Below are 14242 nucleotides of genomic sequence, written 5' to 3' on the forward strand. Positions count from 1 at the left end.
CGTTTCAGCGCGACGATTCGCCAAGACCGTCCATGCTGATGCGGTGCATCAGGTAGCACAGGCAATCCTGCTGCACCGCGCGGCGATCCACCGTCAGCATCGCCGGAATGGCCGGGCGCGCCAGTCTGATCTCGCCGCCCGAATAATCGAAATAATTGGCCGGCTGCATATCGGACCCGTCGCCCGGAAGCACCTGGAGACGCGCGCCCTCGTCGCCCAACGCGCCAAAAGATGCGCCGGCTTCCAGTTCGCTGAAATTCAGGTGGTCGATATCTGGGCGAAAGACGAAATCCGCCGGCGTTCCGTCAAAGGAAAAACTCGCGCCCTGCGGCGGCTTCACGATCGCGAAGGTGCGCAGCAGATTGACGTCATGCGGCGCCGGCGCGTGGCCCGGAAGCTCCGCGATCGAGAGGCAGGCCTCAAGGAGCTCGATGGCGTGGGCGGCGCCGGCGTCGAGATCGGACTTGCCGCATTCGACGGTGACCGCCGGACACAGCTCGGCTAAGGCCGCAGCGCAGGTGCCGCGCGGCCGCTGAAACAGCACCACGGTGCGGGCGAACAGCTGCGCGAGCGCCACATATTTCGGCTCGAGCTTGCTGATGCAGCCGTAGTGAGGGTTGAATCCCGTATTGTTGTGGATGTCGACCGCAGCGAAAGCTGCGCGTCGATCGACGTAATCGTATATCCAGCGCGCCATATGCGCGAGCGGATCGTCCGCAAAGGCGGTGCCCGGCCACACGCGGTTGAAGTCGCGCTGCCCCGGCAGCGTGCGCACATTTTCGGCCGCGGCGTCGACATTGCCGATGAACAGGATGAGCGAGCGGGGGAGACCGCGGCCGGCGTGACGCCGCAGCGTCTCCTGCACGGCGGCGAGTCCGCTCGTCTCATTGCCATGCAGCAGCGTGGACACGAACAGCGGCTGCGGATCGCGACCCGGAAGATCGAACAGGGTCGGTCGAGGCAGGATGTCCTTCAGGCGATTGGCGGGGCAGTCGAGAAATCCGTCAGGCAGCCGGTCAAGCACGGCGCAAGGCGCTTCGGTCACTGTGCTCCTCATATCTCCCACTGATGAACCGGCGCGCCGCTCCGCTGGCGTTCGCAATAGGCCGCCATCAGGCCATAAAGGTCGCCGCCGCGCGCCTCAAGCGCTTTTCGCTGCCAGACCGAGCCGGTCTGGCGCGTTTGCACCCGCGCTTCAATGATATCGAGGAAATCCGCCTCGGCGACGCCCAGGTCGCGAAGCCCTTCCCGGGCCTCGGGAATGAGCCTTTCGAGCAGCAGACGATCGGCCGCGACCTCGCCCGCCCCGGGCCAGGTGAGCGTCGCGTCGAGCCCGTAACGCGCCGCGGCGTAGAAATTGCGCTTGGCGTCGGCGAAGGCGAGGCCCCCGGCGCCGCCATCTCCCGACATTGCGCGCGCGCGCGCAAGGCCGAGGTAAAGCGCCGCATTCGCCAACATGTCGATGAAGGTCGGTCCCGCCGGCAAGACGCGGTGCTCGATGCGCAGATGCGGCGCGCCGCTCGCGTCGAAGCCGATCAGCGGGCGATTCCAGCGCCAGATGACGCCATTGTGCAGCCGCAGATGGCGCAACGCTTCCGGCGGATCGTCGAAGGTCATTGGCAGAAGCGCGTCATAGTCGCGCAAATTCTCTTCGAAAATTTCGATGAGAGACCGGCTCGCATAGCCCGCCCCCATGCAGACCCTGGCCGGCCCCGGCGCCTTCACCGCCTGTTCGAACAGCGGAATGCGCGTTTCCTCCCAGAGCGCCTTGCCGAACAGGAACGGCGCATTGCCGCAGGCCGCGAGAATGGGTCCCGACGCCGCCACCGAGGCGTTGTAGTACAGATGCGCCAGATCGGCGGGCGCCTTGAGATGGATCTGAAATGACGTCGTCGCCGCCTCCAGCATCACGTCCCGATGCATGGAGGCGAGCCTGTCGCGGCCCACGATGTTGACATGCAGCGGCTGCCCGCCGCGCAGATTCAGCACTTCCTGGTTCAGCGCATAGTATCGGTTGAGCGGCGACATATTGGCGAGCGTCAGATCGCCGTCGCGGAGCGTGGGCAGCGTGCCGATCAACACGAGATTGGCGTCGAGCTGATGCGCCACGTCGTTGCACGTCGCCCACAGATCCGTCAGCGCCGCATGCGCCTTGCTGAGCGCGTCGCCCTGAAGACGGAACGGCGCGCAATTCAACTCGAGGTTAAACCGCGACAGCTCCGGCACGACGAGCGGATTGTCGAGAGCCTCGAGCAGATCCTGGTTGATCGAGGACGGGCCATAGTTGTGATCGACGATCCAGGTTTCGACTTCAAAGCCCACCATATGCCCGTCGCGGGAAAACACATCCTGCTCGAACAGCGCGCGGGCGAGATGCGTCTCCTGGGCAAGGCGGTCGGCGAAGCGCGCCTTGTCGGTGGGCGTAAAGCCCGTTGTCTTGATTTCCTCGCCCAAGCGTCCCCCTCCGCTTTTGCAGCGCCGGCGCAGCGGCGCCCGCGGCCGTCGGCCGCGGGGAGGCTTCTCGGGCCGATCCGCCGCAGACCACTAATCTAGGTTTCCCACTTCTCTATCGATAGAGCCGAGAGTGCTGGCGGGACAAGCCGCGACCTCTGCTGTAGATTGCCGCCGTCCCGGAGACGACTGTGTCTGAAATTGCTTACGTGAACGGAAATTACGCTCCCATCGCCGAGGCGCGCGTGTCGATCCTCGACCGCGGCTTTCTGTTCGCCGACGGCGTCTATGAAGTCGCCGCCGTGATCGGCGGTCGGCTGATCGACAATGGCGCGCATCTCGCGCGCCTCGAGCGTTCGCTGCGCGAGCTTCGGATCGACAGCCCGCTTCCGATGGCGCGCATCGCGGACGTCGAAGCCGAAATCGTCGCCAGAAACGGCATGGACGAAGGCCTCGTCTATCTGCAGATCACGAGAGGGGCGGCCGCCGACCGCGACTTCGGCTTCCCCGCGGACGTCGCGCCGTCGCTCGTCGCCTTCGCGCAGAAGAAAAACATCACCGGCTCGCCCGCCGCGGAGACCGGCGTCAAGGTGTTGACCGTTCCCGATCTGCGTTGGGCGCGACGGGACATCAAGAGCACCGCGCTTCTCGCGCAGGTGCTGGCGAAGCAGGCGGCGGTCGAAGGCGGATGCCAAGAGGCCTGGATGGTCGATCAGGACGGCTTCGTGACCGAAGGCTCATCCTCGACCGCCTTTATTCTGACCGAGACGAATGTGCTCATCACCCGGCCGAACTCCACCGCGATTCTTCCCGGCTGCACGCGGAACGCCGTGCAGCTGATCGCGAAACGCCAGGGTTTGGACGTCGAAGAGCGCCGCTTTTCGGTCGCCGAGGCGTGCGCGGCGAAGGAAGCGTTCCTCACGAGCGCCTCCAATCTCGTGTTGCCTGTCGTCTCCATCGACGGCCGTCGCATCGGCGACGGCGCGCCGGGCGACACCAGTCGCCTGCTGCGCCGGCTTTATATCGAATGGGCGACGAACGCGGCAGGCGCAGGTTAGCGCTGCATTTCGAGCTTATCGAAATCGGAGCTCCGCGCCTCTTCGATCCCAAGCGCGATGACCAGACTGAACACCGCCGCGGCAAGACACCAGACCGAATACCAGGCGGGCCGATTGCCGGCGAGCGCGATGACGAAGGTCAAGAGCACCGCGACTCCGAAGACGTTGATCGCGCGCCTGTCGCTGAAGACGAGCGGCGTGACGGTCAGCGCGAGATAGAGAAAATCGATCACGAGCGGCGGTCGCTCAAACAACGGGTCATAGGCGAGCGAATGCCGATAGATCGAGAGATCGATGCCGTCGGCGCCGGCTAGTTTCGCCGTGAGATAGGCCGCCAGGACGAAGCCGACGCCAGCCATCGTGCGCCAAATGCGCCGCCGCTCCGGATCGGATTCGGCATAAGCGGCCGCCGCAGGCGTGAGCACGGGCCATACCGTAAAGGCGATCAACGTATAGAGGAAGCGGTAGGGCTGTCCCGCCGCGGAATCGTCGCGCGTCAGCCATACCGCGGCTTCGATGAATTGATGGACGGAGAAGACGAGCGGAAACGCCGCAAACAGCAACATGCGCCGATCGTGGCGCAGCGCTTTCGCGACCATGCCGCAGCCGGCCAAGCCCAAGCCGAGTCCAGCCGTTATGCTTGCTTCGAGCGAGTAGCACATGACGTCTAGGAGCAGGTCGAGTGATGATTTGACCTATTCTAACGCGAATTCCGCCGACGTCGAGACCTATGCAATTCGACGAACGATCAGCGCGGCGGCCTCGGAACATCTGTGCAGTAGAGGCGTTTTAGACGTGAGTTGAACAGCGGAGGTTTAAAATGGGCAACCTTCTGTATTGGGCCGTCGTGTTTCTTGTCGTCGCTCTCATCGCCGCCTTTTTCGGGTTTGGCGGCGTGGCCGGCGTGGCGGTGGAAGGCGCGCGCTTATTGTTCTGGGTTGCGCTTGTTCTGCTGATCGTTTCAGTCGTTTTGGGCCTCGTCCGGCGCGCCTGACGATCATCGCACCCACTGTGTTCATGAGCCGACCGCTGTCCACAGCGGCCGGCTCGCTGTCGTTTACGGAATGTCGTCGAGCGAGGCCAGCCAGGCGCTGGCCACCGAATCCGACGGGGCGCGCCAATCGCCGCGCGGCGACAGGGATCCTCCCGAACTGACTTTCGGACCATTGGGCAGAGCCGACCGTTTGAACTGACTCCCTTCGAAGAAACGCTTCACGAAAACGCCGAGCCAGTGTTTGATTGTCGGCAGGTCGTAGGCGACCTTGTCCTCTTCCCTGGCGCCTGCAGGCCATGATCCAGCCGTCGCATGTCGCCATGCGCGCCAGGCGAGGAACGCGATCTTCGCCGGCGCAAAGCCGTAGCGCGTCGCGTAATAAAGATTGAAATCCTGCAGCGCGTAGGGTCCGACGGTCGCCTCGGTCCGCTGCGCCGTCTCGCCGGGCACAAGCTCCGGCGAGATTTCGGTCGCAAGAATGTCTTCAAGGACCGTCACTGTGTCGGGGCCGAAGCGCGCATCGCGGGCGCACCAGCGGATAAGGTGCTGGATGAGCGTCTTGGGGACGGACGCGTTGACGTTGTAATGCGACATCTGATCGCCGACGCCATAGGTGCACCAGCCAAGCGCGAGTTCGGAAAGATCGCCGGTGCCGATGACAAGCGCATCATGGCGGTTGGCGAGACGAAACAGCAGCGACGTGCGCGCGCCCGCCTGCACATTCTCATAGGTTGCGTCGTAAACGGCTTCCCCACGCGCGGCCGGATGGTCGATGTCGACGAGCATCTGCTTGCAAGCGGCCGTGATATCGATCTCTCGGGCAGTCACGCCGAGCGCGCGCATCAGACGCCAGGCGTTCGCCTTGGTGCGTTCGCTCGTGGCGAAGGCCGGCAAGGTGAAGCCGAGCACATTTTCGCGCGGCAGGCCGAGCGCATCCATCGCCGTGACGGCGACCAACAGCGCCTGAGTCGAATCCAATCCGCCCGAGACGCCGATCACGACCTTGTTGATCTTCGTGGCGCGCAGGCGTTGTTCGAGACCATGCGACTGGATGTTGAAGGCTTCGTAACAAAGCTCGGCGAGGCGGCTCTCGTCGGCCGGAACGAATGGGAACCGGCCAATATCGCGCAGAAACCCGAGATCGCGATCGCACGCCGCGGCGAGTTCGAAATCGATGCGACGGTATTGCGTCGCGCCCTGTTCGACGTCGGCGCATGCGCCGAATGTTCCCTGCCGCAGGCGTTCGGCAAGCAGACGGCCGATGTCGATGTCCGCGAGCGTCAGTTGCGGCTCGTCGGAAAAGCGCGGCGCCTTGGCGAGAACATCGCCTCTTTCACAGATCAGCGCTTCGCCGTCCCAAGCGAGATCCGTCGTCGACTCGCCCTGCCCCGCCGCCGAATAGAGATAGGCCGAAAGGCAGCGCGCCGAATGCGCGGCGCAGAGAGTCTCGCGATAGTCCGATTTGCCGACGGTTGCGTTCGACGCCGAGAGGTTGAGCAGCACGGTCGCCCCCGCGAGCGCCGCGCGCGCCGATGGCGGGATCGGCGCCCACACGTCCTCGCAGATCTCCATATGGATCACGAGGCCGTCGAAATCCGTCGCTTCGAGAAGCGTGTCGGAGCCAAAGGCCGCCAGTTGTCCGGCGACCGTGATGTCTTCGCCCGACAGAAAAGCGCCGGACGTGAAATGGCGCTGTTCGTAGAACTCGCGGTAGTTCGGCAGATACACTTTCGGCGTCACGGCCAGCACGCGTCCACGCAGGATGGCGACGGCGCAATTGTACAGACGGCCGCGATGACGAAGCGGCGCGCCGACGACGATCAGCGAATGAATGTCGCGAGAAGCCTCGACGAGGTCGACGAGCGCCGCATTGACGGCGTCGAGCAGCGCCTCCTGCTGCAAGAGATCGTCGATGGCGTAAGAGGAGAGTCCCAGTTCGGGAAACAGCACGAGCGCGGCGCCGTGATGATCGGCTTCACGCGCCAGTTCGATCGTGCGCGCCACGTTGAATGCGGGATCCGCCACGCGCACGCTCGGCGTCGCGACGGCGACCCGGACAAAGCCATGCGTGTACAGACAATAGAAGGGATGGGTCATGAATCTCGCCCGGGCGGCCGAAGGTTCGACTGGCGCGCCTGTCCGCCGCCATAATGCGAGACGCCGGCAGGAAAGTCACATGGCGCGCGACGGCCCGCGTCATTCGTCTCGAGGCGCAGGTGGTTAAGAATTACGCTGAATGCTTTCATCGACAGTTCCGGCGCAACCACGCCTCCAGCGTCTCGAAGCGAAATGCATCCTTCTCATAGAGCGCAGAAACGAAGGCCCACGCTTCGTCCGCATTAGCAATAAGTGAAATTCCATTGATGGTGAGAAAGGCGAACATCGCCGCGAAGGCGACACGCTTGTTGCCATCGACGAAGGCATGGTTCTGTGAAAGACTTTCCCATAACGCAGCCGCTTGCGCGATCTCGTCGGCGTAATAGCCCGTTTGCGGGCGAAACAACGCCGCTTCGAGTTGACCGAAATCGCGCACCCCCGACGCGCCGCCGTATCGTTCGATCAGATCATTGTGAATGGCGAGCATTTCGGCGACTGTCAGATAGTCGGTGCGCCTCCCACTCACTTGGCGAGTTTTTCGTAAAGCGCGCCGTAGCGCGACACGCTCGAACGATAGGCGTCCATGACGTGACGTCGCGGTTTCGCCTTGCTGCGCTCCTCGACATGCGCGCGCAGCGCGTCCTCGATGACGGATTGAAGCTGCCGCCCCTCATCCTTTGCGATCTTCCGGATCTCGGCGAGCAGGTCTTTATCGACCTGCGTGGCGAATTTCTCGCGAACGTGAGTCATATCGCAGCATATCTAGATTTATCTTGAAATTTCAAGATAGCCCAAAAAATGAAAGGGCGGGGTCTCCCCCGCCCTCTCCAAACCGCTTTACGGAACGCCTCAGTGCGCCAAAATCGCCAGCATCAGCAGCGCGACGATATTGGTGATCTTGATCGCCGGATTCACCGCAGGGCCGGCGGTGTCCTTGTAGGGATCGCCGACCGTGTCGCCGGTCACCGCCGCCTTATGGGCGTCGGAGCCCTTCTCATGCTTCACGCCGGCCGAGTCGACGAAGCCGTCTTCGAAGGACTTCTTGGCGTTGTCCCAGGCGCCGCCGCCCGACGTCATGGAAATCGCGACGAAAAGCCCGTTGACGATGACGCCCAGCAGCAGCGCGCCGAGCGCCGCGAAAGCGTTCGCCTTGCCGCCCAGGATCCAGGCGACGATGAAAGCGACGATCGGCGCCAGCACCGGCAGCAGCGACGGCACGATCATTTCCTTGATCGCGGCCTGCGTCAGCATGTCGACGGCGCGGCCATAATCCGGCCGGTCCGTTCCCGCCATGATGCCGGGCTTTTCCTTGAACTGCCGGCGCACCTCGACGACCACCGCGCCGGCGGCGCGGCCGACCGCCGTCATGGCGATGCCGCCGAAGAGGTAGGGAATGAGGCCACCGAAGAGGAGACCCGCCACCACATAGGGGTTCGAGAGATCGAAATCGACCTTGTCGATGCCCTTGAAGAAGGGCACGCCCGCCTCGATGAAGTGCTTCAGATCGTTGGTGTAGGCGGCGAAGAGCACCAGCGCGCCCAAGCCGGCCGAGCCGATGGCGTAGCCCTTGGTGACGGCCTTCGTGGTGTTGCCGACGGCGTCGAGCGCGTCGGTCGACTGGCGCACCTCCTTCGGCAGGCCGGACATTTCGGCGATGCCGCCGGCATTGTCGGTGACCGGACCGAAGGCGTCGAGCGCCACGATCATGCCGGCGAGGCCGAGCATCGTCGTCACCGCGATCGCGGTGCCGTAAAGTCCCGCGAACTCATAGGTGAGGATGATGCCGAGAACGATCACGAGCGCCGGCGCCGCCGTCGACTCGAGCGACACGGCGAGGCCCTGGATCACATTGGTGCCATGGCCGGTCACCGACGCCTGAGCGATCGACACCACCGGGCGCTTGCCCGTGCCGGTGTAATATTCGGTGATGTAGACGATCGCGCCGGTGACGATCAGGCCCAGAACGCCCGACAGGAACAGGCCATAGCCGTGGATCGCCTCGCCGTTGACCTTGCCGATTTCGCCCCAGCCGACAGTGAAGGTCGTGGCCAGGAACAGGCCCGCGATCGACAGGACGCCCGTCGCAATGAGGCCCTTGTACAGCGCGCCCATGATCGAATCGTCGATGCCGAGCTTCTTGAAATAGGGAGCGGCGAATTTCCCCCATTCCGTATCGTCGTCGCCCATCTTCACGAAATAGGTTCCGGCGATCGAGGTGAGGATCGAGAGGCCGCCGATCGCCAGCGGATAGATCATCGCCGACGTCAGCCCATCCTGACCGGCGAAGAAGATCGAGGCGAGCACCATGGTGGCGACGACCGTCACCGCATAGGTCTCGAAAAGGTCGGCCGCCATGCCGGCGCAATCGCCGACATTGTCGCCGACGTTATCGGCGATCGTGGCCGGATTGCGCGGATCATCCTCGGGAATGCCGGCTTCGACCTTGCCGACGAGATCGGCGCCGACGTCGGCGCCCTTGGTGAAGATGCCGCCGCCGAGACGCGCGAAAATCGAAATCAGCGAGCCGCCGAAGCCGAGCGCCACCAGCGCGTCGACGACCGTGCGATCCGAGGGCGCATAGCCCGCGAACCAGGTGAGGATCGCGTAATAGACGGCGACGCCGAGCAGCGCGAGGCCGGCGACAAGGAGTCCGGTGACCGCTCCGGCCTTGAAGGCGATGTCGAGACCGGCCGCGAGCGATTTGGTCGCCGCTTGCGCCGTGCGGACATTGGCGCGCACCGAGACGTTCATGCCGATATAGCCGGCGGCGCCGGAGAGCACGGCCCCGAGCATGAATCCGAAGGCGACCGCCCAGCCCAGCAGCACGACGAGGATCAGAAAGATCACCCCGCCGACAATGCCGATGGTCTTGTACTGTCGATTGAGATAGGCCTGCGCGCCTTCGGCGACCGCGCCCGAAATCTCCTGCATTCGGGCCGATCCGGGATCGGCCGCAAGCAATTCCTGGGACGTCTTGACCCCGTAGACGATAGACATCAATCCGAAGACGATGGTTAGAAACAGAACCATTTTGGCTTCGCCTTTTCGTTCTTCGACCGGGAAATGGCCGAATTGGTCGCGTCGCCGCGAGCGAATGTCGCGCAACGGAAAAAGAAGTAGCGGCCCCGCCGAGTAGAATCGGGCGGGGACAGCTGCTTTCCGGGGCGCTTTCTGCCAGAAACGTAGCCGCGCGGCAATGCTGCGCGCCGCGCTATTCTTCAGAAGTGTTGGAAGGACAATTTTTTGAAAAAAACGGGTTTTTTGTGAACGTCGAGAAAGCGCGGCGGCGCGTTTCCCGCCTCAATCCGCCCGATGCGGCAGGCGGGCTCCGGGAGCGCCGCCTCGCCGCCGGCGGCGATGAGGATTTCGTAGTCGTCTCCGCCGGTTATCGCAGTTTCAAACAGCGCCGGATCGATGGCGATCGCCTCGCGCGCCGCCGCTGAAAGCGGCGCCGCCGCGAGTTCGATGGCGGCGCTCACGCCGGATGCGCCGCAAAGCTTCGCAAGGTCGCCGGCGAGCCCGTCGGAAATGTCCATGGCCGCGCTGGCGTTCGCGGAAAGCCACCGCGCGAGATCGAGACGCGGCTGCGGCAGCAGATAGCGCCCGATCAGATAGTCGCGGGCCTCAGGAGAAAGACGCGCCGCAAGCGCGGCGTCGCGCCGCAGCGCCAGACCGAGCGCCGCGTCGCCGATCGGCCCCGAGACGAAGATCGCGTCTCCGGGCCTGGCGCCGGTTCGCGGCACGAAGCGCTGCGTGCGCCCGAGCGCCGTGATCGAGATGGTCAGCGGACCGGGAGTCGCGGCGGTGTCGCCGCCGATGAGCGGCGCATTGTAAGCGCGGCCGTCCTCGCCGAACCCGGCGGCGAAGGCCTCAAGCCAAACATTCGTCCAGTCGGCGGGCAACGCCAAGGCCAACAGGACTCCGATCGGCTCGGCGCCCTTGGCAGCAAGATCGGAGAGATTGACGCGGAGCGCCTTCTTGGCGATCAGCGACGGGTCGTCGTCGGGAAAAAAATGGACGCCCGCGACGAGCATGTCGGTCGTGACGACGAGTTGCGCGCCTTCCGGAGCGAGCAGCGCGGCGTCGTCCTTGAGACCCAGCGCGGCCGCGCCCGCGATGGGCGCGAAAACGCGGGCGATGATCTCGTCTTCGCTATAGCGCTGCGGCATGATCTCGCCCCACGCTCGGCCGGCGCTTGGACGCCAGCGCCGTCAGCTCAGCTCCTCGGCGCGCTCCTCATGCGCGATCCTGTCGAGCACGGCGTTCACCATGCCCGACTCTGTCGTCCCGAAAAACGCGCCGGCGACGTCGACATATTCCTTGATGGCGACGCGCGCGGGAACGTCTTTGCGCGAACGAAGCTCATAGGCGCCCGCGCGCAAGGCGGCGCGCATCACCGACTCCAGCCGCGACAGCGGCCAACCGCCCGAAAGCGCGCGATCGATCTGCCGGTCGATGGCGACCTGATCCGTGAGCACGCCCTGCAGCACATCGCGAAAGAAGGCGGCGTCAGCCGGCTTATACTGCGCGCCCTCGATTTCTCGCCCGATCCAGTGCGACTCGAATTCAGCGAAAATCTCGTTCAGTCCCTTGCCGGCGACTTCCATCTGATACAGCGCTTGCACGATCGCCAACCGCGCAGCCGAACGTTGATCGACGCTCATGCGACGCCCCGTTTGAGGCGCACGAGCGCAATCGCCGCGCGCGCGGCGTCGGCGCCCTTGTCGCCCTGCTTCGGGTCGGCGCGCATAATGGCCTGCGCCTCGTTCTCCACGGTGAGCACGCCATTGCCGAGCGGCAGGCGACGGGACACGGAAAGATCGGTCAGCGCCCGCGCGCTTTCGTTGGCGACAAGCTCGAAGTGATAGGTCTCGCCGCGGATGACGCAGCCGAGCGCGACAACCCCGTCATAGGGCGCGCCGGCGATCTCAGCCTCGTCGAGCGCAATCGCGGCCGCAACGGCGAGCTCCAGCGCGCCGGGAACCTCGATCACCGTCGCCTGCGCCTGCAGCGCGCGCAATGCGTCAAGCGCGCCCTCGCGCAGGAGCGACACGATATTTCCGTTGAACTTGGCTGTGATGACGAGAATGCGCGCGCCGGGCGCGGGCGCAGCGTCAACATCATCTGGCGCGAAACCTGCCATGGGAACTCCTTGCGGCGAGACCGATACACGCAATTTTGCGCGGCGACTACAACAGCGTCATGGCCGGACGTGTCCGACCAACAGCGTCGCAGAGAATTTGGACGCCCGCGACGAAGCGCGGGCATGAGGCGGCGGTTCAGTTCCCGTGCGATTGCGCGTCGCTTAGCCGCGCGGCGTACCGGGCCATCAGGTCGACTTCAATGTTGAGCGCATCCCCCGCCCGGCGCGCGCCAAGCGTCGTCACCGCCAAAGTGTGGGGAATAAGCAGCACGGAAAAGCGATCGCCATCGACGTCATTCACCGTGAGCGAAACTCCGTCGAGCGCCACTGAACCTTTTTTGGCGATAAAGCGCGACAGCTCGTGTGGCGCCTCCACCCAAAATCGGGACATGTCGTCAAAGTCGTCGCGCGACATCACGCGCGCGACGCCGTCTACATGGCCGGTGACGATATGGCCGCCGAGTTCGTCGCCGATCCTCAACGCGCGTTCGAGATTGATGCGCGTTCCCTGCGCCCATATCGCCACCGTCGTGACGGCGAGAGTCTCGGCGGCGGCGTCCACATCGAAAATCGTTCGGTCGCCCTCGCGGGCGACGGCGACGACGGTGAGACACACGCCCGAGCAGGCGATGGACGCACCAAGCGCAACGCCGTCCGACTCGTACGAACAGGCGATGCGTAGGCGCCGCAGTTCGCCGCGCGGCGCCAGCGCGACAACTTCGCCCACGTCGGTGACGATGCCAGTGAACATCAGTCGACCCGCGCGTAGTGAGTCATCGTGTCGGCGCCGAGCGCGCGCGTTTCGATGAGACGGTAGCGCGAGTCGTCCTCGAGAGCGGCGCGCGCCCCAGGCGTCAGCGCGGGGCGCCCGGCCCGTCCAAAGGGTTTGACGCCGGTGTGCAGGATCACCTCGTCGGCAAGCTCCGCCGCAAGCAGGCTTTCGGCGACGCGCGGGCCGCCCTCGCTGAAGACGCGCGTGATCCCGCGGTCGGCGAGAAGCCTCAGCGCGCTGGCGAGGTCGAGCAGCCCGTCGTGCATCGCGATGCGGACAACCTCCGCCCCGGTCGCGTCTTCGAAGGCTTTGACGGCGTCGTCGGTGACGGCGGCGCCGGCGATCACCAGCAGCGGCGTTTCGCGCGCCGTGGACGCGAGGCGCGCGCGCGGCGACAGCGACAGCTTCTCGTCCAGAACGACGCGGAGCGGTTTGCAGCGCTGCATGCCCGGCAGGCGCACGGTCATCAGCGGATCATCGTCGCGCGCCGTGCCGCCGCCGATCATGATCGCGTCGTGCAAGGATCGCTGCACATGGGTAAAGGCGTCAGCGACGGGACCGGTGATGTGAAGGCGCGGATCATGCGCTGCGCCAGCGGCGTATCCGTCCGCGGTCTGCGCCAGCTTCAGCGTAATCATCGGGCGGCGTTTCGTGACCCGCAAAATGTGCCCGAGATGGTCGGCGCGGGCGGCCGCCGCGCCCGGACCGACAAGGACCTCGATTCCCGCGTCGCGCAGCCGGGCGTGGCCGTCGCCCGACACCCGGGGATCGGGGTCCTCCAGAGCCGTGACAACGCGCGCCACGCCGCCGGCAATGATCGAGTCCACGCAAGGCGGCGTCGCCCCATGATGCGCGCAGGGCTCCAAGGTGACGTAAAGCGTTGCGCCGCGCGCGGCCTCGCCCGCCGCCGCCATGACGATCGCTTCCGCATGCGGGCGGCCGCCCGGCGCTGTCCAGCCGCGAGCGATGACGACCCCGTCGCGCACGAGCAGCGCGCCGACCGCGGGATTGGGCGCCGTGCAGCCCAAATTGCGCCGCCCGAGCGCAAGGGCCGCCGCCATGAAGGCGTCGTCCGTGGCCGTCTGCGGAAAGGATTTGTGGATCGTCATGCCTTCTCTGGGTCGTCGGCGTCCTGTGCAAAAGCCGCGCCGTCGCCGCCGCTCTCCAATTCGTCGATGACCGCGGAGAAATCGCGGACCTCGCGGAAATCACGATAGACCGAGGCGAAACGCACATAGGCCACGGGGTCGAGCGAACGCAGGCCTTCGATGACCAATTCGCCGATGCGCTGGCTTTCCACCTCGACTTCGCCGAGGCTCTCGAGCTGACGCACGATTCCGGAAATCATCTGCTCGACGCGTTCCGGCTCGACCGGGCGCTTGCGCAAGGCGATCTCGACCGAGCGCGTCAGCTTGTCGCGATCGAAGGGCGCGCGCCGGCCCGACTTCTTGACGACGATGATTTCGCGCAGCTGCACGCGCTCGAACGTCGTGAAGCGTCCGCCGCAGGTCGGACAGACGCGGCGCCGCCTGATGCAGGACGAATCCTCCGCGGGACGGGAGTCCTTCACCTGCGTGTCGGCGGAACCGCAATAGGGACAGCGCATGCTGGATTGCCTTTAGGACGCGAATGTTGCGCGCCCCCGCCTCCCCCTTGAGGGAGGAGGTCGCTCGCCGAAGGCGGACGGGAGGGGGCGTGAGCTCGAGTCGCCGCCATTTCACCCCACC

At 65.2% G+C, this 14242-nt stretch carries 15 protein-coding genes; 2 read left to right on the top strand and 13 right to left on the bottom strand.

The genetic code is table 11. The annotated features are described in order from the left end of the window. Positions 1-4 precede the first annotated feature (4 nt). Together AB7F41_RS01010 and AB7F41_RS01015 are read right to left on the bottom strand one after the other, a co-directional pair. Entirely contained in the window at positions 5-1057 is a 1053-nt protein-coding gene (locus tag AB7F41_RS01010; RefSeq protein WP_428384984.1) for a M14 family metallopeptidase, read from the bottom strand. Then, complete coding sequence (locus AB7F41_RS01015) at positions 1054-2454, bottom strand: hypothetical protein (RefSeq protein WP_428384986.1); 1401 nt, start codon at positions 2452-2454, stop codon at positions 1054-1056. The genes AB7F41_RS01010 and AB7F41_RS01015 overlap by 4 nt, the downstream gene beginning before the upstream one ends. 188 nt (positions 2455-2642) lie before the next feature. On the opposite strand from AB7F41_RS01015, the gene AB7F41_RS01020 reads away from it, so the two are divergent. Further along, positions 2643-3509, top strand: coding sequence for a D-amino-acid transaminase (locus AB7F41_RS01020; RefSeq protein ID WP_428384988.1), 867 nt, complete (start codon positions 2643-2645; stop codon positions 3507-3509). Here AB7F41_RS01020 and AB7F41_RS01025 read toward each other — a convergent pair. After that, the gene (locus AB7F41_RS01025) at positions 3506-4171 is read right to left on the bottom strand and encodes a DUF6629 family protein (RefSeq protein WP_428384990.1); all 666 of its coding nucleotides are present in this window, start codon (positions 4169-4171) and stop codon (positions 3506-3508) included. The genes AB7F41_RS01020 and AB7F41_RS01025 overlap by 4 nt on opposite strands. A gap of 158 nt (positions 4172-4329) precedes the next feature. On the opposite strand from AB7F41_RS01025, the gene AB7F41_RS01030 reads away from it, so the two are divergent. Continuing rightward, positions 4330-4503 carry a DUF1328 domain-containing protein gene (locus AB7F41_RS01030; protein ID WP_428384992.1) on the top strand — a complete coding sequence of 58 codons (174 nt, stop codon included), beginning with the start codon at positions 4330-4332 and terminating at the stop codon, positions 4501-4503. A gap of 63 nt (positions 4504-4566) precedes the next feature. Here AB7F41_RS01030 and AB7F41_RS01035 read toward each other — a convergent pair whose 3' ends face one another. From AB7F41_RS01035 to nrdR, 10 genes are all read right to left on the bottom strand, one after another. After that, complete coding sequence (locus AB7F41_RS01035; RefSeq protein WP_428384993.1) at positions 4567-6600, bottom strand: NAD(+) synthase; 2034 nt, start codon at positions 6598-6600, stop codon at positions 4567-4569. Between the two features lie 145 nt (positions 6601-6745). Next, positions 6746-7126: a type II toxin-antitoxin system death-on-curing family toxin gene (locus AB7F41_RS01040; RefSeq protein WP_428384995.1), complete on the bottom strand. Its 381-nt coding sequence runs from the start codon at positions 7124-7126 to the stop codon at positions 6746-6748. After that, positions 7123-7350: a hypothetical protein gene (locus AB7F41_RS01045; RefSeq protein WP_428384997.1), complete on the bottom strand. Its 228-nt coding sequence runs from the start codon at positions 7348-7350 to the stop codon at positions 7123-7125. The genes AB7F41_RS01040 and AB7F41_RS01045 overlap by 4 nt, the downstream gene beginning before the upstream one ends. Positions 7351-7449: 99 nt before the next feature. Next, the gene (locus tag AB7F41_RS01050) at positions 7450-9630 is read right to left on the bottom strand and encodes a sodium-translocating pyrophosphatase (protein ID WP_428384999.1); all 2181 of its coding nucleotides are present in this window, start codon (positions 9628-9630) and stop codon (positions 7450-7452) included. A 188-nt stretch (positions 9631-9818) separates the two neighbouring features. Beyond that, complete coding sequence (gene thiL / locus AB7F41_RS01055; protein WP_428385001.1) at positions 9819-10769, bottom strand: thiamine-phosphate kinase; 951 nt, start codon at positions 10767-10769, stop codon at positions 9819-9821. A 42-nt stretch (positions 10770-10811) separates the two neighbouring features. Further along, positions 10812-11264: a transcription antitermination factor NusB gene (gene nusB, locus AB7F41_RS01060; RefSeq protein WP_428385003.1), complete on the bottom strand. Its 453-nt coding sequence runs from the start codon at positions 11262-11264 to the stop codon at positions 10812-10814. Next, a complete protein-coding gene (gene ribH / locus AB7F41_RS01065; protein ID WP_428385005.1) occupies positions 11261-11743 on the bottom strand; it encodes a 6,7-dimethyl-8-ribityllumazine synthase in 483 nt (160 codons plus the stop codon). Before ribH ends, nusB begins: the two co-directional genes overlap by 4 nt. A gap of 136 nt (positions 11744-11879) precedes the next feature. Beyond that, complete coding sequence (locus AB7F41_RS01070) at positions 11880-12494, bottom strand: riboflavin synthase (protein ID WP_428385007.1); 615 nt, start codon at positions 12492-12494, stop codon at positions 11880-11882. After that, positions 12494-13624 (bottom strand): bifunctional diaminohydroxyphosphoribosylaminopyrimidine deaminase/5-amino-6-(5-phosphoribosylamino)uracil reductase RibD, encoded by a 1131-nt coding sequence (gene ribD, locus AB7F41_RS01075; protein WP_428385009.1) that lies wholly within the window; start codon positions 13622-13624, stop codon positions 12494-12496. Before ribD ends, AB7F41_RS01070 begins: the two co-directional genes overlap by 1 nt. Next, positions 13621-14121, bottom strand: a complete 501-nt coding sequence (gene nrdR, locus AB7F41_RS01080; protein ID WP_428385011.1) for a transcriptional regulator NrdR — start codon at positions 14119-14121, stop codon at positions 13621-13623. The genes ribD and nrdR overlap by 4 nt, the downstream gene beginning before the upstream one ends. Positions 14122-14242: the final 121 nt, after the last annotated feature.

Source organism: Methylocystis sp. (assembly GCF_050251305.1).
GTDB lineage: Bacteria > Pseudomonadota > Alphaproteobacteria > Rhizobiales > Beijerinckiaceae > Methylocystis.